Consider the following 23,570-nt stretch of genomic DNA (forward strand, 5'->3'; position numbering starts at 1 on the left):
TGTAAAGTTTTATATATGTAATTCCGTCTAAAATAAGTATGTATTAATACATAAATAGGCCTAACGATCTATATCATCGTCAGACCTATCTCCTGCTTAATAACTCATAAGTGTCAGGACGTCATAACCTTGCAATTTCTCTAATCCATCTAAATAGCTTAATTCAATGATGAAAGCACAACCTACTACAATTCCACCTAGTTCTTCAACTAGCTTAATGGTCGCTTCAATTGTGCCACCTGTAGCAAGTAAATCATCTGTAATCAACACACGCTGTCCAGGTTTTATAGCATCCTTGTGGATGGTTAAAATATTAGATCCATATTCTAAACCGTAGTTCACCTTCACAACTTCGCGAGGAAGCTTACCTTCCTTTCTAACTGGTGCAAATCCTACCCCGAGTGCATAAGAAACAGGGCAGCCAATAATAAATCCTCTTGCTTCTGGACCAACTACTATATCTATTTCTTTTTCTTTTGCATATTCAACGATCTCATCAACTGCTGAACGAAAAGCATCACCATCTGCCATCAAAGGCGTTATATCTTTGAATTTTATTCCTTCCTTTGGCCAATCTTCTACAATTTTTACATGCTTTTTATAATCCATAACTAAGTTCCTCCTTGGGACGTCCCAAATAATCCATACATTCTTCCGTAAACCACTTTCTCAATTCCTCATAACTAGAATAATAAAGTATCTTCTCAATCTCAGCCTGCTGTAATCGATCTTGATAAATCATTGAAGATTGTAAGTCTTGTTTTAATGGCTTTGCTTGTAGCCTCAGCATACCATTATCAATTAAGGCAAATTCCAATTCATGGAACACATTTAGCATAAACAAAACTTTATCTTTATTCCAACCTCTAGATTGCATGATACCTGAAATTGCTTGTTTTAAATCGATTTCCCTCTGTTTCATGAGAAGTGCATAGAGCCATTTAAATTCTTCTCTTGTTGGAAATGCTCGCAAATACGTACTATCCTCCACATAATAACACACATGAATATTAGTAGGCTTTGTCATTTGAATTAACTGTTTTAACGCAGTAAGTTCATTTGGTAAATCATAAATAAACAACGTCTCTACTTCTTGCAGTTGCTCTAAATTACATTGATAGGTTATTTGTGGAATAGCATCATCGAATGATTGCTGATTACCATTACGTACGATAAGAAAATCATCTTCAAATTCCATAAAATTTAACTTATTGACATTTCTTTTACCTCGATGATCAAACAATTGCCATTCCGCTATGCTTAAATCTTGAATCATCATTTGAGGTTTGCGAATTCCATTCCACTCATTTATACCTAACTCTCCTACTACATTTATTTCAGTATGAGGTGTTAAATAATCATAAAGTTCTCCCATGCCAAAGCCAATACCGTCTAATACTGTATTCTCTTCCTTAAATTGTAGCTTTAGATGATTTTTCATACTACCAATTTGCCTTGCTTGAGTAGGAAGATTTTTAATATGAAAAACAGGTTTTGGATTATCCATACCAAAAGGAGCTAATTGATTAATTTCATGAATCAGCTCTTCTGAAATTTCTGGAATCGTAATGGTCTGACTTACATGAATGACTTGCTTAAAATCTTCTTCCGTTAACTTACTCTGTATTAGTTCATCTAATGCAGATTGTACTGCAGAAAGCTGGTCAAGCTGAATGGTCATTCCGGCAGCCTGTGAATGACCACCAAAACTGGAAAACAACTGCTTTATCGTCATACAATTTTGAAACAAATCAAACGCAGGTATACTTCTTGCAGACCCCTTAGCTACACCACTGTCTGGTTTTATAGCCAGAACAATAGCTGGCCTATCAAATTTCCGAACTAATTTGGATGCAACAATACCTAATACACCCTCATTCCAGCCTTCTTTAGCAACAATGATAACTCCTTGATTATCAGTGTTATCTACCATTTGCTCTGCTTCTTTTACAATACGACTGACAATTTGTTGTCTTTCTTGGTTAATAGCATTTATTTCCTCAGCCATTTCCTGTGCTAGTTGTTTATTTTCTGTCATTAGCAAATGTACAGCCATATCCGCGTCCTGAAGTCGCCCAACAGCATTAATTCTAGGACCTATTAAAAAACCTACATCTTCCTCAGTTACTTCGCCTTCTATTTTGCATACAGCTTTTAATGCTTTCAACCCATAGTTATCCGTAGCTGTTAATGCTTTTAACCCGTAATAAGCAAGAATTCGATTTTCATTCACCAATGGAACTAGATCTGCAATGGTACCAATTGCCGCAAAAGCTAATAAATGGTTTGGAAAATAGCCTAGTAAGCTTTCTGCAAACTTAAACGCGACCCCTACTCCCGCTAACTCTTGAAATTTATAATCAGGTGAACACTTTGGATGTATAATCGCATAGCAATCTGGCAGTTCTTCTTGAATCTCATGATGGTCTGTAATGATCAAGTCGATGCCAAGTTCTTTTGCTATTTTTGCTTCATGAATCGCAGCAATGCCAGTATCAACTGTTATAATTAATCGGTAGCCTTCTTCAAAAGCCTGACGAAATGCTTGTTCATTCGGTCCATAACCCTCTGTGAAACGATTGGGAATATAAAAGTCACATGTAGCTCCTAATTCCTGCAACGCTTTTAATAGGACTGTCGTTGAACTGACACCATCAGCATCATAGTCACCAAAAACTAGAATCTTATCTTGTTGTTCAATTGCTTGATGAACACGACGTGTTGCCTTATCCATAGATAAGAGTCCATCTGGATTATGTAAATCGGATAAATCAGGTGCAAGAAATTTAGAGGCAGCATCTTCGGTTGTTATTCCTCTTTGTAGTAAAAGCTCTTGAATAACAGGGGATAAGTGATGTAAATTGTCCATCCAATGTATGGCATCATCCTCTATATTTGTAAAATTCCATTTTGCTTTACTTTTTAACATTTTTTCACCCCTGACTAATCTATTATACATAAATAAAGTCAGGGGTAGCAACTAGAAATACAATATTTCATTATCCTTTACTATCTTCTTGCTCACCGCTTGATTGCATCGCTTTTGAATCAATATTAGTAGAGACACCAGCGTCTTCAAGTTTGTTTACTAATTCTTTATTTTTGGCTTTGATTTGTTTCATTTCACGTTGCAACCGAAAAATTTTTAATGTACCAGCAGCTGCTGTAATAATAACTCCCATTAAAACAGAAAACAAAATAATTAAAATAAGCGGCGATTCTCCAGTCCAAAATAAATAATTAACTTCAACAGATTCCACATTTGTGACTGCAAAAACCGCAACAATAATAGTAAATAAAATAGCAAAAATCACATATGTTTGACCCTTCATTTAATCCCTCCTATCATTTCCCTTTATACAACCGTTTCCCATTTATTTCAAGGATGAAACAATTCTATGATGGATTATCTACATGGAATGCGTTTAGATTTCCCTTATATAACACCCTTTATGCTAGTTTACATTACGAACAGAAGCTCCCAATTAGAAACATAAAGGAGATTTTTCTGTTACAACTCTACAAGTTGAATTCTCACACAGGCAGAGCCTGTGGTTTAAAAACATCAATTAAAAAACCTCTGTTACGCTGTTCGTAACAGAGGTTATCAATAGTTATACCTGAGGTCCTTCAACACGTTTTTTCTTCGTAAAGTCTACAGGCTTTTTCTTAATCATTTTCCCGCGCCACACTAACCATAATTGGGCAGCTAAGAATAGTGAAGAATACGTTCCAGCTATTAACCCTACTGCAAGCGCAATGGCAAATCCACCAATGGATTGAGCACCAAGGAATAAAAATGCTAATACCGCAATTAATGTCGTTATAGAAGTATTAATACTTCGGACAAATGTTTGCACCAAGCTTCTGTTCACAATCACAGCAAGCTCTTTGAACGACTTGACTTTTTTCTTCTTACGGAGATTTTCCCTAATTCTATCAAAAGTAACAATCGTATCGTTAATGGAATAACCAACAATTGTTAAAATAGCAGCCACTATGGTTACATCAAATTCTATTTGCGTAATACTAAAAATCGCCACGGTAAAGAAGGCATCGTGTAGCAAGGCAATGATTGCTGTGATAGCAAAAAAGAATTCAAAGCGAATCGTGACATAGATGATCATAATTACAGAAGCAATCGCTACTGCATATGCAGCGTTTTTGACTAGCTCCTGACCTACAATCGGTGATACTACACTTACACTTGGTTCAATATTATATTGATCGATATAATAATCCTTTATTTCGGCAATTTTATCCTCTGAAAGAACTTTATCAAATCTCGCTACTGCTATCTCTCCATTTTCACCAGAAGATACGATCGATTTTGCTTCTATTCCTAATTCTTCAAAGCCTGTTTGAACATCTTCTTTAGCAATTGTTTCTTCCGCTAATAATTCGATTCTAGATCCACTTGTAAAATCAATTCCTGGATTTAGTTTAAATAAGAACAATGAAGCAATTCCGATAACCACCATAAAAATGGATATTATAAAGAATTTCTTACGATGCTGCACAACATTAATTTGACGGTTAAACATCTTCGGTTCTTCTGTATTTTTAACAGCAATATCTTTAATATCTTCTCTTTTAACCGCAAACCAACCTGGGCGATTTTTGAAAAGTTTCGTTTTTACCCAAAGACTAAGTAACAATCGTGTCCCAAAGACTGCTGTTAGAAAGCTAACAAGAATGCTAACAATTAACATAGTAGCAAACCCTTTTACAGAGCTTGTCCCAAAGATAAATAATACAGAAGCTGCTAATAACGTCGTAATATTGGCATCCAAAATCGTCGATAATGAATTCTTTGTTCCGGCTTTAAACGAGGCCATAATGGACTTACCAGCACGTAATTCTTCCTTAATCCGCTCGAAAGTAATGACGTTGGCATCTACAGCCATACCCACACCGAGTATGAGCGCAGCTATACCTGGTAAGGTCAATACACCATGCATTAATTCAAAAACTACTAAAATTAAATAAATGTAAATACTTAGGTTAATTACTGCAATGAAACCTGGAAAACGATAAACAGCAATCATAAACAGAAATATTATTCCTACACCAACAAAGCCTGCAAATACAGTTTTATCTAATGCTTGTTCACCAAACTGCGCACCGACTGATGTGGAATATATTTCTGACATATGTACTGGTAGTGAACCAGAATTTATAATATCTGCTAGCTGTTTAGCAGATTCAACGGTAAAATTACCACTTATCATAACATTGGTCGTATTTAATATTTTGCTTACTCGTGGTGCGGAAACAAACTTAGGATCCTCTTTAGAATACTCTGCTGCATATGAATCGCCTTCCTTATAATCCATCCAAATTACAAGAAGGTTATCATCATATGGCGTATCCGGATTTTCCATATCCTTTATTTGACTTGTAACATCACCAAATTTTTTCGCATCCTTAAGCTGTAATGAAACAATCGGTTGATTACTATTAGGATCAAAATCCTGTTTTGCTGATCCTTCTTTAACATCTGTTCCATCTAATAATTCCTTATCGTTTACATCGCGAAACGATAATTGTGCTGTTGTTGATAAAAGATCCCGTGCTTCTGACTGGTCCTCTACGCCAGCTAATTGAACACGTATTCTATCCTCGCCCTCAATATCAATACTAGCCTCACTAATACCTAATCGATTCACACGGTCGTTCAACATCTCTACGGTCGATTCCAATAACCTTCTATCAACCTGTTGATCTTTATCTACCGGTTCAACCTCATATAGAACCTCAAATCCACCTTGTAAATCTAATCCCAATTTAATATCCTTTGTAATTCCTGTAACCGTTGATCCAATCAAACCTGCAAATACAAGCACGATTAGAAAAAAGGCAACAATTCTGCCTCTACTTTTCATTAATAATTGTCCTCCCTTTTATCCCGCATCTTATAAACAGAACTGCTTCCCTTACTTCATTTTCCTCTTGGTAGGAATCATTTATTTCAGTCATCGGCTGAAAACAAATTACGTCTGTTTTTCTATACTGCAACATGCAGGTTACCAAGACGTTCTTCTTAACATAGAATGTCCGCCTTTATCTGATATCGAATCATTAAACTGCGTGTAAAGTGTATTCTTTATTGAGTTACAATTTATGTATTTTCTCATTATTCGCTAGGGTCATTTGTGACGGCTGCTATCGATGCCATTAAATCGTCACTCTGGTAGGCAGAAATTGTCAGATAACTTATATACGTAGCAGTTGTTAAATGAAAAATATCCTGCACTACTTCATATATACGCTTTTCTGGATCTCCCTTCCATACTTTTTGTACAAGACAAGCCCAAACATCCTCTGTCGATGCTCGTTCATATCCCATTAAGTGAAATTCCTTTGCCTTACTCTCTAATGCTGGTATAACCATTGCTTTCCATTCTGATACAGTTTGTACAATTTCCAAAACAATCCCTCCTTATTCGGAGTAGTAAAAATTGAGCAACTTGTCATGCTTGGCCCATTTAGTAGCATATATATCATTGTATATGAAATTTTATTTTTTGAGAAGGCAGGTCGACAGAATGACCAAACAAACATTTTTACAAGGTACGCTCATTTTGATACTAGCTGGCATGATTACTCGTTTTCTAGGCTTTATTAATCGAATTGTTGTAGCACGACTTATGGGAGAAGAAGGCGTTGGTCTCTATATGATGGCTCTCCCAACCTTTTTTCTTGTCATTACACTTACACAGCTTGGATTGCCTGTTGCAATATCAAAAAGAATTGCAGAAGCAGAAGCTCGTGGTGATCACGCCAAAATTAAAAAAATTCTAATTGTATCTCTCGTTGTAACAGGGATTTCAAGCATTATTTTTACCACGGCAATGATTGTAGCAACGCCTTTTATAGCATCCACTTTGTTAACAGATGAACGTACACTTTATCCATTATTAGCGATTAGTCCTATTATACCGATCATTGCCATTTCCTCAGTTCTCAGAGGATATTTCCAAGGAAAACAGAACATGAAGCCACAAAGCTATGCCCAAGTGATTGAACAAATTGTTCGAATTGCTTGTGTTGCCTTATTTGTAAAATTACTTCTCCCTTACGGATTAGAATACGCAGCAGCAGGTGCCATGTTTAGTATTATTCTTGGAGAATTTGTTTCCTTGCTTTATATGGTCAAAATGTTTAATTTAAAAAAGCGTATAAAAATCCGTACTCGATTTTTCACGTATTTAACTTCTAGTAAAAATACATTAAAAGAGTTATTTTCTATTGCACTACCTAGTACTGGTAGTCGACTCATTGCTTCTTTCTCGAATTTTCTTGAACCAATATTAGTAGCGCAAAGCTTAGCGATCGCTGGTATATCAAGTACATTAGCTACTAGACAGTATGGAGAATTAACTGGTTATGTACTTCCATTATTGTTTCTCCCTACCTTCATAACGCATTCCCTGTCAGTTGCGTTAGTACCATCGATTTCCGAGGCAGAGGCAACAAATAATCATACGCTAATCCATTATCGTATCCATCAATCCATCCGTTTATCATTTGCTTCAGGCGCAATTGCAACCATTGTACTATCACTTTTTTCTGTTCCTATTTTAACATATATGTACGGAAGTGGGGATGCAAGCAGATTCGTTCTACTAATGGCGCCATTTTTTATTTTACTTTATATACAAGCTCCTTTACAAGCAGCACTACAAGCTTTAGATTTAGCAAGACCAGCCATGTGGAACAGTTTTATCGGAAATGCTTGTAAATTCATTGCTTTATTCTTTCTGGCTTCCAATCCCAGCTTCGGTATTATGGGTGTAGCTATTGCAATCGCACTAAGTGTCGTGCTTATCACACTTTTACATCTCGGTTCATTATATAAAGCAATAGGTTTTGGCATACCATGGAAGGATATTGTAAAAATGATTGCTCTCTTAGCAATGACGTGGGGAGTAGGGCAAATTATAAAAAGTATTTATGAAAATATAAATCCAGGCATTATCATATTTATTTCATTATTGTTGTTACTAACAGGTATATACGTATTATTTCTGTTTCTATTAAGATTTATAACAAAAGAGGAGCTAAAGCAGATTCCATTCATACAAAAATGGATATAATCTTGAGGATAGGACATCAATTTCTCGTCTGAAAAGAAGATAAATAACAGTAAAAAAACTGAGCAAAATTCGCTCAGTCCTTATCACTAAATGCTCAGATCTACGCTTCCTATAGTAGCTATTATGGAATAATAGCTACTGCTTGCTTGACCACCACTCCGGCTGCCCACTTCCCTTTCCGTGGGGTTTGTCCTTCAGCTAACTTTTTTAGCAAAACCCGCTCAAAAAAGTGGATCTTCAGGTCAAACATTTCCCACAGGAGTTGAAGTAGCCGGCCTTCGCTATTATCAGGCTCTACAACGCTAGCATGAAGTAACACAGCTGCTTTTATACTCACGGATAACGATTTTCACTTTACCCATTGTAAAAAAAGTCAACCTATTACTTATGACAAGAATTGTTGCACCTTCTCATAGCGGAGACGAATTACGTAGACTCCTGCGGGATTAGCGCGAGCCGAAAATCCACTTTGCAACGTGTTCTTCTTTGCAAAGTTAGTTGAGGCCGTGCCCGCGGAAAGCGAAGTAATTAGTCGGAGCATTGCCAATATACATCTAACATTTCAAAATAACTACTTGGCTTAACGCAGTCATTGCACTGATTTTATACTTTCTTAACTTACAAGGAAAAGCTCAAAAGCATCGTTGTATGTAAATATTTGGTGACGTGAGTGCTTGTGCAGCGTTAAGGAAAACGATTCAGAAAGAGTTGGTTCGCCTCTGAGTTTGCCTAGTACTTTTTCTCCTTAGTGGAAGCTCTGTATATTCCCTTCGCTGCATGAAGCTTACCATAACCACAACAAATAGCTTAGAACCCATAAAAGCCAAACTGATTGAAGTTCGGCTTTTACTTTATTGCTCTAAGACAGATTGACTATGGTTGATAAATGAAAAAAATCAGTAAAGTTAGTTAACTTGAGATAAAATAATCCTTATAATAATAGATTGTCACGATAACTGAAATCACCAAATAACCAACTGCGGTATAAAAAACGATAGAGGGGGTAAATTGCTTTTTCTCCTCTTCCATTTTCATTCCTGTCTGCGATTGAACACTCATCCGCACCAGATTTGTAGTATACCCCCCTGATGAAGTAAAGAACCAAATAATCACAACAAATACTAATCCAATCAAAAAGGAAAATTCAATCCATTCAGCATCAAACATAGAAGCAATTCCCCAATTCGCACCGAAGATCACACATAATGTTATAATAATCAAGCCTATATTTTTCACCGTTATCCTCCCATATCATAGCTTTATTTGTTTATACGAATAATTATCTAAAAAGTTTCATAATTAATGTAATTAGTTGTTAGGATCAATTTAATGAATAAATATGCTTATACTTGATCCATATAAGGGATTAGATAACGTAAATAAATATATATGGTTGCAATAATAAGCGAGATAATGACTAACGGGAACCCATATAATAAAAAGCGAATAAATGGTATTTTTTGTTTAGCACCTTCAGCTAATCCTGCAACAACTACATTGGCGGAAGCACCTACAAGTGTTGCATTACCTCCCAGACATGCTCCTAATGCTAGTGACCACCATATTGGATCTAGATAAACCATTCCATAACTCTCAAATTCTTGAACAACCGGTATCATAGCCGCTACAAACGGAATATTGTCAACCACACCAGAAAATAATCCTGATATCCATAGGATTAGTAATGTAGTTTTTACATAATCACCATCCGTTGAAACGACAATTGCTCTTGCTAATTCATCTATAACCCCTACCTCTTCCAGACCACCAACAAGTGTAAACAAACCAATAAAGAAGAAGAGTGTTACCCATTCCACTTTTTCAAAAATTTGCTCTGTAGCTAGCTCCTTCTCTGTAAGAAGCAATAATAATATCGCTCCAGATAAAGCAATTGCTGTTAATTCAACATGAAGAAATGCATGAAATAAAAACCCGGAAATCGTTAGTATAAGAACTGTGATCGATTGATAAAGCATTGGTGTTTTATTCAAATACGATGCCGCATTAATCTTTACTAATTCTTCAATTTCTATTGACTTTCGTTTTAATGTATTTCGAAACAAAAAAGAAACCAATACTAACATAATGACAAACAGTATGATTGCAACTGGAGCGACATGAATGAGAAAAGAAGAGAAGGTTAAGTGCTCAACTGCTTGTCCAATCATAATGTTTGGTGGATCACCTATCAATGTTGCTGCACCACCTATGTTAGAGCTAAATATAATTGTAACAAGATATGGAAACGCAGGAAGTTTCAATAGTTTAGTGATTTTAAGGATAATAGGCACAAAAATTAATACAGTCGTTACATTATCTAACATAGCTGAACCTATTCCAGTTAGTATGCTAGCTCCAATTAGCAATGGAATTGGCGCTCCTTTTACGCGCTGAGCAAATCGAATCGCAATATAAGAGAATAGACCGGTCTTCTCTGTAATTGCAATCAATACCATCATTGAAAATAAAAGAGCAATCGTATTCCAGTCAATATAATCGACAAGCATTTTTTCCGTTGTATATATACCTGTAAGTAATAATAATGTTCCACCAGTCATTGTTACAACAGCACGATTCACCTTTTCAGTCATGATAAATATATAACAAATAATAAATATGATTGTAGCAAGAATAATTTCCATCTTACACCTGCTTTCCTTTCTTCCACTTTTACACGCCTTAATACACTATATGTTAGAAAATAACAAAATATTTTTCGTCTATTATTTTTTGTTTATGAATACGATTAATTAAGTGGACAATCTTGAAAGGAGAGATCAGGGTGCACAAACAACATGTTACAGCATTATTATACGGATGGATTACCGTATTAGGCTTAATACTGGTAGCTAGCTTTATTTTGGCTTTATTACTTCGATTTACCTCATTTAATGAACCTACGTTATCGTGGGTTACTCTCATTATTGGTTTGCTCTCGCTCTTTATTGGTGGGATGGCTGCCGGAATGAAAGGAAAGGAAAAAGGATGGATGATCGGATCTGTCACCGGTGTTGGTTTCACGCTATTCATTTTTCTAGTTCAATACTTAGGCTATCAACAAGGATTTACATTAGAACAGTCGCTACATCATATGGGGTATATTGCAGCAGCTTTGCTCGGTGGGTCGGTTGGTGTTAATATCGTTGGACCACAGCCAACTGAAAACTAATTTCGTTGAGACAAGTACATCCGTTTTGATAATAAGTCCAAGCGGATTTACTTTTGCCATTATCCTGTCGCATGAATGCTGTTGTCTTTAATAACAGGCATTATAAACAATCCATTTTTCAAGAAACGGCTTATATCTAAGCTTAAAAAGAATACTTCCCGATAAGTAAAGGACAGCACACCAAACATTTATCACGGTGTGCTGTCCTTTATATTATGTATCCATTTTACTTTCTACATTTCTCATGGTATAAGCAACAGACACTTTGTCTATTGCTTACCCGACGAGTTTATAGGCTAGTCTTATTGTTTTACTTCACGAATCGCAGAACGGTCATACGTAAGCTTTGAACCGTCACCGCCTTGAATAACTACTGTGTTTTCATCCATAGCGTGAATCTCACCATGAAAGCCACCAATTGTAATTACCGTGTCTCCCTTTTGTAAGTCTGACTGCATTTGTCTCACTTGCTTTTGACGTTTTTGCTGAGGACGTATTAGCAAGAAGTAGAAAATAACAAACATCAGGATAATAGGTAATAAAGAAACAAGCATTTCCATTATTGAATTCCTCCTTTCAAATTATTAGAAATTCCTTGCGTCGGGTTTATTGAAACCGTATTGTTCAAAGAATTCTTCTTTAAATGAGCCAAGTCGATCTTCGCTTATAGCTGTTCGTACTTGCTTCATTAATTTTAACAGAAAATAGAGATTATGATAAGTAGTAAGCCTAAATCCGAATGTTTCATTACACTTAATTAAATGTCGGATATAAGCGCGCGTATAATTTTTACACACATGGCAATCACAATTTTCATCAATTGGATTAAAATCACGTGCATACTTCGCATTTCTTACTACTAATCGTCCATTTGACGTCATGCAGGTCCCATTTCTAGCAATTCTCGTAGGGAGCACACAATCAAACATGTCAATTCCTCGTAACGCACCATCAATTAAAGAGTCTGGAGATCCAACCCCCATTAAATACCTAGGTTTATTAGTTGGCATTAATGGTGTAGTAAACTCAAGCACCCGATTCATTACGTCCTTCGGTTCCCCAACAGATAACCCACCTATAGCATAGCCTGGGAAATCAAGTGAAACAAGATCTTCCGCACTTTGTCTACGCAGACCTTCATACTCTCCACCCTGAATAATACCAAATAATCCTTGATCCTTTTTTCGTTGATGTGCAGCTAGACATCTCTCTGCCCATCGGGAGGTTCGCTCCACAGAATCCTTCATATAACTGTGCTCCGCAGGATATGGTGGACATTCATCAAACGCCATCATTATATCAGAACCAAGGTCATTTTGTATATTTATAGCCTTCTCAGGTGATAAAAAGAGTTTCTCACCACTTAAATGATTGCGAAAATGAACACCCTCTTCTGTGATTTTACGCATATCACTCAAGCTAAAAACTTGAAATCCACCAGAATCGGTTAGGATTGCTCCATCCCAATTCATAAAGCGATGTAGTCCCCCTGCTTCCTTTACAATATCATGACCAGGACGAAGCCATAGATGATACGTATTTGATAAAATGATATTTGCATTCATATCTTTTAATTCTTCTGGGCTCATTGTCTTAACAGTTGCTAATGTTCCAACAGGCATAAAGGCTGGTGTATCAAATGATCCATGTGGTGTATGGACTCGTCCAAGTCTAGCACCTGTTTGTTTACAAGTTTTAATTAATTCATATGTGATAGGTGTCATATAATATTCTTCCTTTTAGTTTATATAATTAACATGGCATCACCAAAGCTAAAAAATCGATATCTTTGATCTACCGCTTCTTGGTATGCTTTTAAGACTTTATTTTTATCGGCAAATGCGCTAATCAGCATAATTAGCGTAGATTTTGGCAAATGAAAGTTTGTAATTAAACCATTTATGGCTTTAAATTCATAAGGTGGATATATAAATATATCTGTCCACCCACTTGTTTCCGTGAATACACCACTGTTATCTCTAGCAATTGTTTCTAATGTTCTTGTAGAGGTAGTACCAACGGAAATAATTCTTCCGTTACTTTCTTTTACATGATTAAGAATATCTGCTGTTTCTTTAGTCATATGATAAAACTCAGCATGCATTTTATGTTCTTCAACATTATCTACGCTAACTGGTCGGAAAGTACCTAACCCTACGTGTAAGGTAATAAAAGTTATAATAACTCCCATTTCTTGCAACTCATCTAACAATTCTTTTGTAAAATGTAATCCTGCCGTTGGTGCAGCAGCTGATCCTTCCTCCTTTGCGTACACAGTCTGATACCTTTCCTTCTCCTGATCTGGCAATTGTTCTTTAATATATGGCGGCAAGGGCATTTCTCCTAAGCCCTCCAGTACTTCATAGAAGATCCCCTCATAGGTAAATTCAACAATTCGGCCACCATGATCCTTTAATCCCGTACACGTAGCTTTCAGTTGTCCGTCACCAAAAATGATCTCCGTTCCTATTTTTACTTTTTTAGCTGGCTTTGCCAGTACTTCCCAAGCATCGTTATCTGTTTGATGTAATAGCAAAATTTCTACACTTGCTCCAGTCTCTTCTTTCATACCATGTAAACGTGCAGGCAGTACTCGTGTATCATTTAATACCAAGCAATCTCCTTTTTTAAAATAGTTTTTGATATCTATAAACTGTTGATGCTCTATATCTCCACTTTGCCTATCTAATACCAGTAGCCTTGAAGCTGATCGATCTTTCAATGGTGTCTGTGCTATCAGTTCTTCTGGTAAATCAAAATCAAACTCATCAATATTCATCCTTAATCTCCTTACCTATGTTTAGCGAAACTTGCCAAAGATGTAAAATAAAAGTGTTAGTATAATACTGACTGCTATAGAAGTTACGATTGGGAAATGAAAAACAAAATTCCCCTTTTTAATCGTAATATCACCTGGTAATTTACCAATAATGGTCCAAATAATTCCAATGACAAGGAAGAGTAAACCAAGCAGAATAAATAGTTTACCGATGTTCATTTTCATCCGCTACCTTCAGACCAAAGTGTTCGTAAGCCTTTGGTGTTGCGACTCTTCCCCGAGGAGTTCGCTGAATGAAACCAATTTGTAATAAGTATGGCTCATATACATCTTCAATCGTTTGTGATTCTTCTCCAATTGTTGCAGCAATTGTATCTAAGCCTACTGGTCCTCCTTGAAAGCTATGAATGATTCCCTTTAAAAGCTTATGATCAATATGATCTAATCCTTCTTTGTCTACTTGTAGCATTTCTAAAGCTTCACCTGTCGTATCAATGCTAATTTCCTCTTCCCCTTTAACTTGGGAAATATCACGGATTCGCTTTAGTAAGCGATTAGCAATCCTCGGCGTTCCTCTAGAACGTCGAGCAACTTCAACAGCTGCGGCTTGCGATATGGATGTGTTAAATATTTCAGCTGTTCGTTCAATAATTGCACACAGATCCTTTGCCTCGTAAAATTCAAGTCTACTTAATACACCAAAACGGTCGCGTAACGGTGCGGATAATAGCCCAGCTCTAGTCGTAGCTCCGACTAACGTAAAAGGAGGTAAATCAATTCTTACAGAACGAGCACTTGGTCCAGTTCCAATAACAATATCGAGAAAAAAATCTTCCATGGCAGGATATAATACTTCCTCGACAGAGCGAGGAAGTCGGTGAATTTCATCGATAAACAATACGTCCCCAGGTTCTAATGATGATAATATAGCAGCAAGATCTCCTGCCCGTTCAATTGCTGGTCCAGATGTGGATCGAAATTGAACACCCATCTCATTTGCGATGATAGCAGCAAGCGTTGTCTTTCCCAACCCTGGTGGTCCATATAGTAGTACATGATCGAGAGGCTCTTCTCGCATCTTTGCAGCTTGAATAAATATACTTAAATTTTCCTTTACTTTCTGCTGACCAATATACTGTGATAACGTAGTTGGACGAAGATTCAGCTCGACAGAGGAATCTTCCTCTTGAAACTCTCCAGTGACTACACGTTCTTCCATTATTATCTCCCTCCTCTACTATTTCATTAGTAATCCCAAAGCTTTTCGGATTAATTCGTCTGTATTCAACGTATTTTCTTTTTGTAATGTTGGTATAACCGTTTTTATTTCTTTTTCTGTATACCCCAGTGCTTTCAAAGCTTCCTGTGCTTCTTGTACAAGCATTTCATTCTTATTTTGCTTGAAGGCCGACTCGGTTGCAGAGCTATAATCGACAGCAACCGTTAACTTTCCTTTTAAGTCCAAAATAATTTGACGCGCCGTTTTCTTACCGATTCCTGGAAAGCTGGTTAAAAATGCATCGTCTTCTCTTTCGATTGCAGCTGCAAATCCAGCCACATCAACCGAAGCTAAAATCGCTAATGCACCTTTTGGTCCAATTCCTGACACCGAGATTAGCTTAGTAAATAGATATTTCTCTTCTTCGTTCTTAAACCCATATAATAATTGTGTATCTTCTCGAACATGATGATATGTATAAACAAATACTTCATTATGTTCAAAAGACTGAAATACAAAAGGATTCGCACATATGATCTCGTAACCAACCCCTTGAACATCAACAATTATTGAATCATCTTGTATATATGTAAGTATTCCTTTAATATAAGCTATCATTTATCCTACTCCTTCTCTTCATTCATTTTATCATAAGTAGCTATAAATGAATAAACTTCTATTCCTTCGTAAAGAAATAGAAGTTTTAATTCTTAGTCTGTAACTTCCAGATTATGATGAATGTCTTGAACATCTTCATTTTCTTCTAACGTTTCAATTAGATTTAACATATTTGATTCATCATTCTCTGCTAAAGAGCTGTATGTCTGCGGAATTAATGTTACTTCGGAATCAGCAATTTGAAAGCCCGATTCCTGCAAATGAGCAACAACAGCTTGGAATTCTTCTGGAGATGTAAATATTTCGTAAGCATCTTCTTCGCTACTTATATCTTCAGCTCCTCCTTCTAATGCTTCCAGTGTTAATTCATCCTCATCAATCGATCCGTCTTCATTCGAGATAACAATATACCCTTTACGATCAAACATAAATGACACACTACCATTTTCTCCTAGGTTACCATTATGCTTTTTAAAAGCATGACGTATATCTGCTGCTGTTCTGTTTTTATTATCTGTTAATACATTGACAATGACCGCTACTCCACCAGGGCCATAGCCTTCATATGTGATCTCTTCAAAACTAGCACCATCTAAAGTACCTGTAGCTTTTTTAATTGCTCGATCTATATTATCATTCGGCATATTATCTGCTTTTGCTTTATCTACTGCTAACCGAAGACTAGCATTCGTTGACAGATCACCGCCACCCTGTTTAGCAGCCGTATAAATATCTTTTGCATGACGCATAAAGATTTTTCCTTTTTTTGCGTCTTGTGCATTTTTACGTCTTTGAATATTTTTCCATTTAGAATGACCAGCCATGAGGACATTCTCCTCTCTAGAATTTTCCTTTATTACTATAACAAAAAAATAGGCTTTCTTAAAGGTTTTGACAAAAGAAAAAGGTGGAGACAAAACACAACTTCATTACTCAAAATATGAATAATCATGTTATTAACAGGAATATCATCGATGTACCATGAAAATATACTTGCTTTCCGCGAGCACGGACTCAGCTAACTTGGTAAAGAAAAACACGTTACCAAGTGAGTCTTCTGACTCGTGCTGTTCCCGCTAGATAAGGAAGGCTTCGTTAGCGATACATCACACACTGAAAAAGCGTTCTTCTTTTCAAGGATATTTCAGTTGCTATATTAATTATTCTAAGAACTAAAGCGCAAGCGCCAATTTAGAAACGTAGGGCGATTCGTGAAGTCACCTCGTTTCTGGCCGCTGGATCTGGACGTGGCTCAACACGCCCATCTATATACTCGGTGACAACCTTCCCTTTAAATTCTTCACTATATTTAGCCACAAAAACACGCCCTGAAATTAGATTTTTTACTCTAACTTCAGGGGGTCGGTACCTTATTGTTCTTTTTTTATTGCTTCTTAATTACGTTTGTCTCAGCCTCAATTATTATTGTTAATAAATTCATTGATATATTGTTCAATTTTATCTCCATTATTTTTGGCCTTCAGCCTTGCATCGAGGTTTTTCATACGATCCCAATGGATATCATCTGTATATACAATAATCTGTTTATCCGTATTTGGCACTAGCTTTTTTACTTCTTTTTTAATTTGCTGGACAGAATCTTTTTGTTTGGCATGCGCTTGTAAAATCACACCAACAATAATGCGATCGTCCGTTGACGCCACCTGCGCTTGTACAATTTCACGTTTATTTTGCAGCGTTTCTGCAATCATTTGCGCTTCTTCATTCGTAAATACATCAGTGTACCCATTTTTATTGTTTGCATCATTTGCTTTATCTTGGTGAGTCTGCGGATATCCACCTTTTTCTCCAATAGTCTGGTCACGGACATGTAAACGTTCTTTTTTCTCTTGATTCGTCTCATAGTGAATAGGCTGTGTATTTTTTCTATCTATTTCTCGCTGCGCATCTTCGTTTGCACCATTGTCATTCGCACAAGCAACCATCGTGAAAAAAGCAGCTATTATAAATGCTTTCTTTGTCCACATAGGAATACCTCCCTTATTAATAGTTTGGATAAGGAAGGTATTTTTACACAGTTAATTTAAGGAAAAATTACTAATTTCTTTTGAATTGTGGTAACGGATCCCTTTTATGAGCTGTTCGTTTATGCATAGCTAAAATAGTTGATTTATCTTGTTCAGGAATAGACTCACCTTTGATAAAAGCATCAATCTTGGCATAGGAAGTACCCATCTCTTTCTCATCTGTTTGACCTTCCCATAAATCTGCACTCGGTTGCTTATCAAGCACTGATTGAGGAATACCTAGATATGCTGCTAATTCCTTCACTTCCCCCTTCGTAAATTCAACGATTGGTAAAATATCGACACCACCATCACCATATTTTGTAAAATAGCCTGTATACCATTCTGCTGCGTTATCCGTTCCAACGACAAGATAATTATGATGTGTTGCGACAGTGTACAATGTACTCATACGTAACCTAGCACTTAAATTGGCTTGAGCAAGCCGGGTATTGTCTTCTTGATATGTCTTATTTTCCTTCAATTCTTTTTTGATATTACAATACATTGCTTCACGAGCTTCCGTTAAATCTACTGTGATAGAGTTTAAATTACAGCTTTCCGTAACTGCTCTAGCATCCTGCATATTCACTTCACTTGTATTAATTGGCATAAGTACTCCTAAGGAATTATTAGGACAAGCACGTTTAATTAAATGCGCAACAACAGCTGAATCAATCCCACCACTAATTCCTACTAATAATCCGTCTACACCTGCAGATTTTACTTGGTCACGTAGCCATTCAACTATTTGATTCACTTCTTTTTCCATTCGTATCGCTCCTTGCTAAATTGATCCTCCATATTTATTTTAGCATTATTTTCATATCATTGAAAAAATATTGTCGCTTCTCCCAAGAATCTTGCATGCGAACAAGTTCGGATATCGGATTATCATTTTTATTTCTCTTTAGAAAATGAAGCCATTCACGCATCATATCTACTGGTATACAAATCGCATTCAACCATGCTTTCTGATCCTGCTGAGCTATCATTTCGTATGCCAACAATTTATTTATATCCCAATTTAGATAGGGTAAAAACCGCTGACCAAGCTGAATATAATCATACAACGGTGCTGTATTTTGTAGTAAATCAAAGTCAATTAATGTTGTATGCTGATTATTATTATTGATAAAATTATGTCCTGCGACGTCACCATGAATCCAGAGACCTTTATGCTTAGCATCCTCTTCGTAAATCTGCCAAGGAAATTGGGTAATGCGCTTTAAGTGAAGCGTTGTTGTCTTCACGATATCCGTATAAAGTTCCCTATAATTGTATGCTTCAAATATGGGCTTCGTTTCTTTAAATAAATGGAACCGGTGGTACCACCGATGTAAATAAGGTGTAGTATTTAAATATCTTGAATTCACATGAATATTACGTGCTGTTTTATGAAATTGTTTCAAACAATAAACCGCTTTTATTCGATCCTGCTCATTTTTGTAATGTAACTTTTCGCCAATAATGTATGCTGCTATGGTCCAAACTCCTTCATCTTCTTCAAGGTATAGCTTGCCATTTGGGAAATGAGAAAACGAATTAATGAACGGACTATTAACTTTTTCAAAAAACCCCCATTGCTTTAAAACATTCCCTTTGTTAGAATGCTTTTTTAAAATTAGCTTCTGATTACTAGTTTTAACAAGGTATACTGTAGATTTTTTTATTTTCTGAATAGCTTTAACTTCTATACCACCTACTTGGGACAAAAAAGAAGAGAGACGATAATAACTTTCGTCTCTTCTAATTTTTCTATTCACCTTGAGAATTTCCATTAGCGGACTGGTTATTTAGATTTGCATAAGGCATATAACCAGGTGGCATTGGATGAGGAGACTGGTACATTTCTTGCCCTAAAGGTGGATAAAGGTTAGGTGATTGACTAGTTGGTTGCTGTGATTGTGGCGGGACTTGATACTCTGGATTCCTATACATTTCGTGAGAACCTGAACCACCACATCCACAATCTTTGTCTTGGCCGTACATTGCACCCTGTACTTGTGGCATTGGGTAACCGTGGTGTGGCGCGCCGTAATATCCCTGTGGAGCTGGCCCCATCATTTGAAATGGTACTGGTGGATAACAAGGATCCATCACATAACAGCATAATGGCACCATAGGTACCTGCGGTTGAGGCATTGGTTTTACATGAGGTTTTTCTTTTTTAGGCTCCTCTTTCTTAGCAGGCTTTGGCTCAGGTTGCTTTGGCATATGCATTTGTGGAAAATTAATAGTCGTGTAATTTTGGAATTCTTGCTCCATAACCGGCATCTGCATCATTGGTTGAGCCGGCATAGGTGGCATTTGATGTACAGGCATTTCTGGCTTCATCATTTTTTGTTTCTCCTTATCATCTTCTTTTATAACAGGTAACGGCTTTGGAGAAACATCTTTATACGGTGTTTTCACTTGTTCTTTTGGCTTATGCTGCATTTGTGTCTGCTTCACAGCTTTGGTGGATCCTGGAATTTTTATCTTCATCCCAGGCATAATCATATCAGGACTAGAAATTTGGCTGTTAAGCTGTTTTAGCTCTTCAAAATCTACTCCATATTGCTGGGAAATTTCCCAAAGTGTATCCCCTTTTTGTACGATGTGTATCTTCAAAATTAATCAAACTCCTTTCATTTCATATCTGGGCTAATTACTCTATACCAACATATGCAACAAAAGTTTAAATGTTGATTAATTTAACTAGCTATTATAACAGTCGTTCACCGAAGAGCTCATATAACTGCAATGAACATAAAAATAGCCACCCAACTATAAAAGCAGGTAGCTATTTTTATAAAAAGCAGATGGTCATAAGAAAACATAGGTCCGATCGTTACAACGTCAAATGATGCGTAACTTTACAGCTACCTTATACATCCATTTGATAAACCGGATAAGTTCCAAGCATAGTTACCTTGCAACCCAATGCTTCTAATTCACCTCGAACGCCTGGAAAAAGAACATCATCATACGGTTGGTTCACGTCAATAATGAAAAAATAATTTCCAAGACCTGTTTTCATTGGTCTAGATTCAATCTTGGAAAGATTCATCTTTCGCCATGAAAATGCAGACAATACCTGATGAAGCGCACCAGCATAATCACTAGGCAGTGTAATTAATAGCGTCGTTTTTTCTGACTGTACGGAATGATTAATATGAACAGACGCTTTATTTTTACTTAATACGGCAAACCTTGTGTGATTGTTTGGAAAATCATGAATATCTTCCTGAATCATACGAAGTCCATACGTTTTTGCAGCTAGTTTATTACCTATAGCCGCGATTGGTTTATTAGTTTCACTAACCATTTGTGCAGCTTTACCAGTTGAAGACGTATAGCACAGCCTGGCTTGACTTAAATGCTTATGAAGATATTGATGACATTGAGCAATTGCATGACTGTGTGAATGTACCTCTTCTACGTCTGTTAAAGCACCTGAAAAATCAGGAGAGACAAGGAGATGCTGTTGAATTGGCACAACGATTTCCGACATAATCGGGATTCTTACTTGGTGTACCAAGTAATCAACAGTCAACTGTACTGTACCTTCAATAGCATTTTCTAAAGGCACAACTCCGACATCAATTTCATCTGCTTCTACTGCATCAATACATTCTGGTATCGTATCAAAACTATGCTTCGTTTCCCCATTAAAAGCTGTATCAACCGCTAATTTTGTAAACGTCCCTTTTGGTCCTAAATAACCTATCTTTGCTGTCAAACCGTTATCCCCCTTAATGCTCCCATTTCACCAGATATTCACTACTTGCCTTTAATTATTTTTATATTTTTGTTTTACTCAATAAATTCGAATTCAAAATCCAATAATCGAATGGTATCTCCATCCTCTGCACCACGTTTTCGTAAAGCATCATCTACACCCATTCCACGCAATTGTCTAGAAAAGCGTTGAACTGCTTCGTCACGTGTAAAGTCTGTCATCTTAAATAACTTCTCAATCTTTGCTCCAGACAATACGTAAGCACCATCATCATCTCTCGTAATCTTAAAAGGCGCATCTTCCTGATGATAACGATATACGACTTTCTCCTCTTCTCGGCTTTCATCCTCTTCCTCAACAATTTTTGGAGTGGTCTCCAATATATCTGCTATTGCAAATAAAATATCTCTTAGCCCTGCTTTCGTAAGCGCAGATATTTCATAAATCGGATATGTTCCATTTAAAGCTTGTTTAAATTTTTCTAAGTTGTCTACTGCACCAGGCATGTCCATTTTATTTGCAGCAATAATTTGCGGGCGCTGCATGAGTTTTTGATCATATTCTTGCAGTTCTTCATTTATCTTTACAAAGTCCTGATATGGGTCTCTCCCCTCAGTTGCTGCCATATCAATCACATGAACAATTACTCGTGTTCGTTCCACATGCCTTAAAAATTGATGCCCTAATCCAATCCCTTCATGAGCACCTTCAATTAATCCTGGTAGGTCAGCCATGACGAAACTTCGCTGATCACTCGTTTCAACGACACCAAGATTTGGTGCAAGTGTCGTAAAATGATAATCAGCTATTTTTGGCTTTGCAGCACTTACAACGGATAGAAAGGTGGATTTACCTACACTTGGGAAACCAACTAACCCTACATCTGCTATCAGCTTTAACTCCACTCGAATTGTACGCTCTTGTCCAGGCTCACCATTTTCAGCCATATCTGGAGCTGGGTTACGAGGGGTTGCAAACCTTGAATTCCCCCTTCCACCTCTACCTCCTTTAACGATTACAGCCTGCTGATTATGAACGGTTAGATCAGCTATCACTTCATCTGTTTCTTCATCCGTTACCGTTGTACCCGGTGGGACAGGAACTATCAACGGTTCTGCATTCCGACCATGCTGATTTTTACTCATACCGTTCTCCCCACGTTTTCCTTTAAAATGACGATTGTAGCGAAAGTCCATCAAGGTATTTAATCCTTCATCAACTTTAAAAATGATATCTGCTCCATTTCCGCCATCTCCTCCAGCTGGTCCACCTTTTGGAACATACTTTTCTCTTCGGTACGCAACTAAACCATTGCCTCCATCCCCAGCCTTAACATAAACACTAACCTGATCGACAAACATCTTTTCACCTCATTCAATGACATGGTACAGAGAAGCTACACTGCAACCACTCATCTTTGTATAAAGTCGTCATAGCATACTTAGCCTCCATGCGCCTTATCTCTTCAATTAACAGTTCTCTTTTTTCCTCTAGATCGCTGATCATGAACCTAATTTCTAATTTATCATTTTGTATTGCTTGTATGTGTAGCTCAATAGTTATTAATTCAAGTCCTTCATTCATAGATTGTATCAACTTAACGATTTTTTTACATTGGCTCGTTAACTGCTTATCTGATTCATGAATATCCTTATTTTCTGTATGTATATGGTACACTAATCGCACGTCTTCATACATATGCTGGAATTGAATTATCCATAAAAAGAATTCATTTCCTTGAAGATGCATTAACTTCCGCTCTTGTTGATAAAGAGAGATTGTATCATTCGTTTTCTTCTTTACTTTTTCTATTTTCCCCATCGAAGCATAGCCATGAATTACTTGTAAATGGTTCATTAAGTCATGTCTATAATGCTGCAGAAGTTCCATAACATCCCTATCTTTCATGTTTCACCCTCCCATTTGTTGAAAAGT

General features: G+C 36.7%; 24 protein-coding genes. 2 read left to right on the plus strand and 22 right to left on the minus strand.

Translation table 11 applies throughout. The features are described 5' to 3' along the window. Window positions 1-96: 96 nt before the first annotated feature. From D9782_RS18130 to D9782_RS18150, 5 genes are all read right to left on the minus strand, one after another. Complete coding sequence (locus D9782_RS18130) at window positions 97-609, minus strand: adenine phosphoribosyltransferase (RefSeq protein ID WP_026681254.1); 513 nt, start codon at window positions 607-609, stop codon at window positions 97-99. Further along, complete coding sequence (gene recJ / locus D9782_RS18135) at window positions 599-2,929, minus strand: single-stranded-DNA-specific exonuclease RecJ (protein WP_121605369.1); 2,331 nt, start codon at window positions 2,927-2,929, stop codon at window positions 599-601. Before recJ ends, D9782_RS18130 begins: the two co-directional genes overlap by 11 nt. A 70-nt stretch (window positions 2,930-2,999) precedes the next feature. Further along, window positions 3,000-3,332: a LapA family protein gene (locus tag D9782_RS18140; protein ID WP_026681256.1), complete on the minus strand. Its 333-nt coding sequence runs from the start codon at window positions 3,330-3,332 to the stop codon at window positions 3,000-3,002. A gap of 282 nt (window positions 3,333-3,614) precedes the next feature. Then, window positions 3,615-5,885 (minus strand): protein translocase subunit SecDF, encoded by a 2,271-nt coding sequence (gene secDF, locus D9782_RS18145; protein WP_121605370.1) that lies wholly within the window; start codon window positions 5,883-5,885, stop codon window positions 3,615-3,617. Window positions 5,886-6,136: 251 nt separating this feature from the next. Beyond that, on the minus strand, window positions 6,137-6,430 hold the full coding sequence (locus D9782_RS18150) for a post-transcriptional regulator (RefSeq protein WP_034678989.1): 294 nt from the start codon (window positions 6,428-6,430) through the stop codon (window positions 6,137-6,139). A gap of 118 nt (window positions 6,431-6,548) precedes the next feature. Here D9782_RS18150 and spoVB point away from each other — a divergent pair, with 118 nt between their 5' ends. Then, a complete protein-coding gene (spoVB, locus tag D9782_RS18155) occupies window positions 6,549-8,099 on the plus strand; it encodes a stage V sporulation protein B (RefSeq protein WP_026681258.1) in 1,551 nt (516 codons plus the stop codon). Between the two features lie 121 nt (window positions 8,100-8,220). On the opposite strand, the gene D9782_RS18160 is transcribed toward spoVB, so the two are convergent. The 3 genes from D9782_RS18160 to D9782_RS18170 all read right to left on the minus strand — a co-directional run bounded on the left by D9782_RS18160 (window position 8,221) and on the right by D9782_RS18170 (window position 10,741). Next, window positions 8,221-8,436: a hypothetical protein gene (locus D9782_RS18160; protein ID WP_121604743.1), complete on the minus strand. Its 216-nt coding sequence runs from the start codon at window positions 8,434-8,436 to the stop codon at window positions 8,221-8,223. Window positions 8,437-9,008: 572 nt separating this feature from the next. Then, window positions 9,009-9,335: a hypothetical protein gene (locus D9782_RS18165; protein WP_121605371.1), complete on the minus strand. Its 327-nt coding sequence runs from the start codon at window positions 9,333-9,335 to the stop codon at window positions 9,009-9,011. A gap of 107 nt (window positions 9,336-9,442) precedes the next feature. Beyond that, window positions 9,443-10,741: an ArsB/NhaD family transporter gene (locus D9782_RS18170; protein ID WP_121605372.1), complete on the minus strand. Its 1,299-nt coding sequence runs from the start codon at window positions 10,739-10,741 to the stop codon at window positions 9,443-9,445. Window positions 10,742-10,881: 140 nt separating this feature from the next. Here D9782_RS18170 and D9782_RS18175 point away from each other — a divergent pair, with 140 nt between their 5' ends. Then, window positions 10,882-11,268, plus strand: coding sequence for a TIGR04086 family membrane protein (locus tag D9782_RS18175; protein WP_026681261.1), 387 nt, complete (start codon window positions 10,882-10,884; stop codon window positions 11,266-11,268). A gap of 302 nt (window positions 11,269-11,570) precedes the next feature. Here D9782_RS18175 and yajC read toward each other — a convergent pair whose 3' ends face one another. The 14 genes from yajC to D9782_RS18245 all read right to left on the minus strand — a co-directional run bounded on the left by yajC (window position 11,571) and on the right by D9782_RS18245 (window position 23,543). Continuing rightward, on the minus strand, window positions 11,571-11,828 hold the full coding sequence (gene yajC / locus D9782_RS18180) for a preprotein translocase subunit YajC (protein WP_026681262.1): 258 nt from the start codon (window positions 11,826-11,828) through the stop codon (window positions 11,571-11,573). 24 nt (window positions 11,829-11,852) lie between these two features. Continuing rightward, complete coding sequence (gene tgt, locus D9782_RS18185) at window positions 11,853-12,992, minus strand: tRNA guanosine(34) transglycosylase Tgt (protein WP_026681263.1); 1,140 nt, start codon at window positions 12,990-12,992, stop codon at window positions 11,853-11,855. 20 nt (window positions 12,993-13,012) lie between these two features. Continuing rightward, entirely contained in the window at window positions 13,013-14,047 is a 1,035-nt protein-coding gene (gene queA, locus D9782_RS18190; RefSeq protein WP_026681264.1) for a tRNA preQ1(34) S-adenosylmethionine ribosyltransferase-isomerase QueA, read from the minus strand. 21 nt (window positions 14,048-14,068) lie between these two features. Next, the gene (locus D9782_RS18195; protein WP_026681265.1) at window positions 14,069-14,266 is read right to left on the minus strand and encodes a DUF2905 domain-containing protein; all 198 of its coding nucleotides are present in this window, start codon (window positions 14,264-14,266) and stop codon (window positions 14,069-14,071) included. After that, a complete protein-coding gene (gene ruvB / locus D9782_RS18200; RefSeq protein ID WP_026681266.1) occupies window positions 14,253-15,266 on the minus strand; it encodes a Holliday junction branch migration DNA helicase RuvB in 1,014 nt (337 codons plus the stop codon). Before ruvB ends, D9782_RS18195 begins: the two co-directional genes overlap by 14 nt. A gap of 18 nt (window positions 15,267-15,284) precedes the next feature. Continuing rightward, window positions 15,285-15,884, minus strand: a complete 600-nt coding sequence (ruvA, locus tag D9782_RS18205) for a Holliday junction branch migration protein RuvA (RefSeq protein WP_026681267.1) — start codon at window positions 15,882-15,884, stop codon at window positions 15,285-15,287. Between the two features lie 92 nt (window positions 15,885-15,976). Continuing rightward, window positions 15,977-16,708, minus strand: coding sequence for a YebC/PmpR family DNA-binding transcriptional regulator (locus tag D9782_RS18210; RefSeq protein ID WP_026681268.1), 732 nt, complete (start codon window positions 16,706-16,708; stop codon window positions 15,977-15,979). A gap of 591 nt (window positions 16,709-17,299) precedes the next feature. Continuing rightward, window positions 17,300-17,872: a YhcN/YlaJ family sporulation lipoprotein gene (locus tag D9782_RS18215; RefSeq protein ID WP_051388313.1), complete on the minus strand. Its 573-nt coding sequence runs from the start codon at window positions 17,870-17,872 to the stop codon at window positions 17,300-17,302. A 70-nt stretch (window positions 17,873-17,942) separates the two neighbouring features. Then, entirely contained in the window at window positions 17,943-18,683 is a 741-nt protein-coding gene (gene nadE / locus D9782_RS18220) for an NAD(+) synthase (protein ID WP_026681269.1), read from the minus strand. A gap of 34 nt (window positions 18,684-18,717) precedes the next feature. Next, window positions 18,718-19,692: a phosphotransferase gene (locus D9782_RS18225; protein WP_121605373.1), complete on the minus strand. Its 975-nt coding sequence runs from the start codon at window positions 19,690-19,692 to the stop codon at window positions 18,718-18,720. Next, complete coding sequence (gene safA / locus D9782_RS18230; RefSeq protein ID WP_051388314.1) at window positions 19,670-20,524, minus strand: SafA/ExsA family spore coat assembly protein; 855 nt, start codon at window positions 20,522-20,524, stop codon at window positions 19,670-19,672. Before safA ends, D9782_RS18225 begins: the two co-directional genes overlap by 23 nt. 256 nt (window positions 20,525-20,780) lie before the next feature. After that, complete coding sequence (gene pheA, locus D9782_RS18235) at window positions 20,781-21,635, minus strand: prephenate dehydratase (RefSeq protein WP_026681271.1); 855 nt, start codon at window positions 21,633-21,635, stop codon at window positions 20,781-20,783. Between the two features lie 74 nt (window positions 21,636-21,709). Then, a complete protein-coding gene (obgE, locus tag D9782_RS18240) occupies window positions 21,710-22,996 on the minus strand; it encodes a GTPase ObgE (protein ID WP_026681272.1) in 1,287 nt (428 codons plus the stop codon). A 13-nt stretch (window positions 22,997-23,009) separates the two neighbouring features. Further along, a complete protein-coding gene (locus D9782_RS18245; RefSeq protein ID WP_026681273.1) occupies window positions 23,010-23,543 on the minus strand; it encodes a Spo0B domain-containing protein in 534 nt (177 codons plus the stop codon). Window positions 23,544-23,570: the final 27 nt, after the last annotated feature.

It is taken from the genome of Virgibacillus sp. Bac332 (genome assembly GCF_003667785.1).
Classification (GTDB): Bacteria; Bacillota; Bacilli; order Bacillales; family Amphibacillaceae; genus Virgibacillus; species Virgibacillus salarius.

Coding starts and splice junctions, on each gene's coding strand:
- D9782_RS18130 (WP_026681254.1), bottom strand. CDS start 609: ATGGATTATAAAAAGCATGTAAAAATTGTAGAAGATTGGCCAAAGGAA.
- recJ (WP_121605369.1), bottom strand. CDS start 2,929: ATGTTAAAAAGTAAAGCAAAATGGAATTTTACAAATATAGAGGATGAT.
- D9782_RS18140 (WP_026681256.1), bottom strand. CDS start 3,332: ATGAAGGGTCAAACATATGTGATTTTTGCTATTTTATTTACTATTATT.
- secDF (WP_121605370.1), bottom strand. CDS start 5,885: ATGAAAAGTAGAGGCAGAATTGTTGCCTTTTTTCTAATCGTGCTTGTA.
- spoVB (WP_026681258.1), top strand. CDS start 6,549: ATGACCAAACAAACATTTTTACAAGGTACGCTCATTTTGATACTAGCT.
- D9782_RS18170 (WP_121605372.1), bottom strand. CDS start 10,741: ATGGAAATTATTCTTGCTACAATCATATTTATTATTTGTTATATATTT.
- yajC (WP_026681262.1), bottom strand. CDS start 11,828: ATGGAAATGCTTGTTTCTTTATTACCTATTATCCTGATGTTTGTTATT.
- tgt (WP_026681263.1), bottom strand. CDS start 12,992: ATGACACCTATCACATATGAATTAATTAAAACTTGTAAACAAACAGGT.
- queA (WP_026681264.1), bottom strand. CDS start 14,047: ATGAATATTGATGAGTTTGATTTTGATTTACCAGAAGAACTGATAGCA.
- D9782_RS18195 (WP_026681265.1), bottom strand. CDS start 14,266: ATGAACATCGGTAAACTATTTATTCTGCTTGGTTTACTCTTCCTTGTC.
- ruvB (WP_026681266.1), bottom strand. CDS start 15,266: ATGGAAGAACGTGTAGTCACTGGAGAGTTTCAAGAGGAAGATTCCTCT.
- ruvA (WP_026681267.1), bottom strand. CDS start 15,884: ATGATAGCTTATATTAAAGGAATACTTACATATATACAAGATGATTCA.
- D9782_RS18210 (WP_026681268.1), bottom strand. CDS start 16,708: ATGGCTGGTCATTCTAAATGGAAAAATATTCAAAGACGTAAAAATGCA.
- D9782_RS18215 (WP_051388313.1), bottom strand. CDS start 17,872: ATGTGGACAAAGAAAGCATTTATAATAGCTGCTTTTTTCACGATGGTT.
- nadE (WP_026681269.1), bottom strand. CDS start 18,683: ATGGAAAAAGAAGTGAATCAAATAGTTGAATGGCTACGTGACCAAGTA.
- D9782_RS18225 (WP_121605373.1), bottom strand. CDS start 19,692: ATGGAAATTCTCAAGGTGAATAGAAAAATTAGAAGAGACGAAAGTTAT.
- obgE (WP_026681272.1), bottom strand. CDS start 22,996: ATGTTTGTCGATCAGGTTAGTGTTTATGTTAAGGCTGGGGATGGAGGC.
- D9782_RS18245 (WP_026681273.1), bottom strand. CDS start 23,543: ATGAAAGATAGGGATGTTATGGAACTTCTGCAGCATTATAGACATGAC.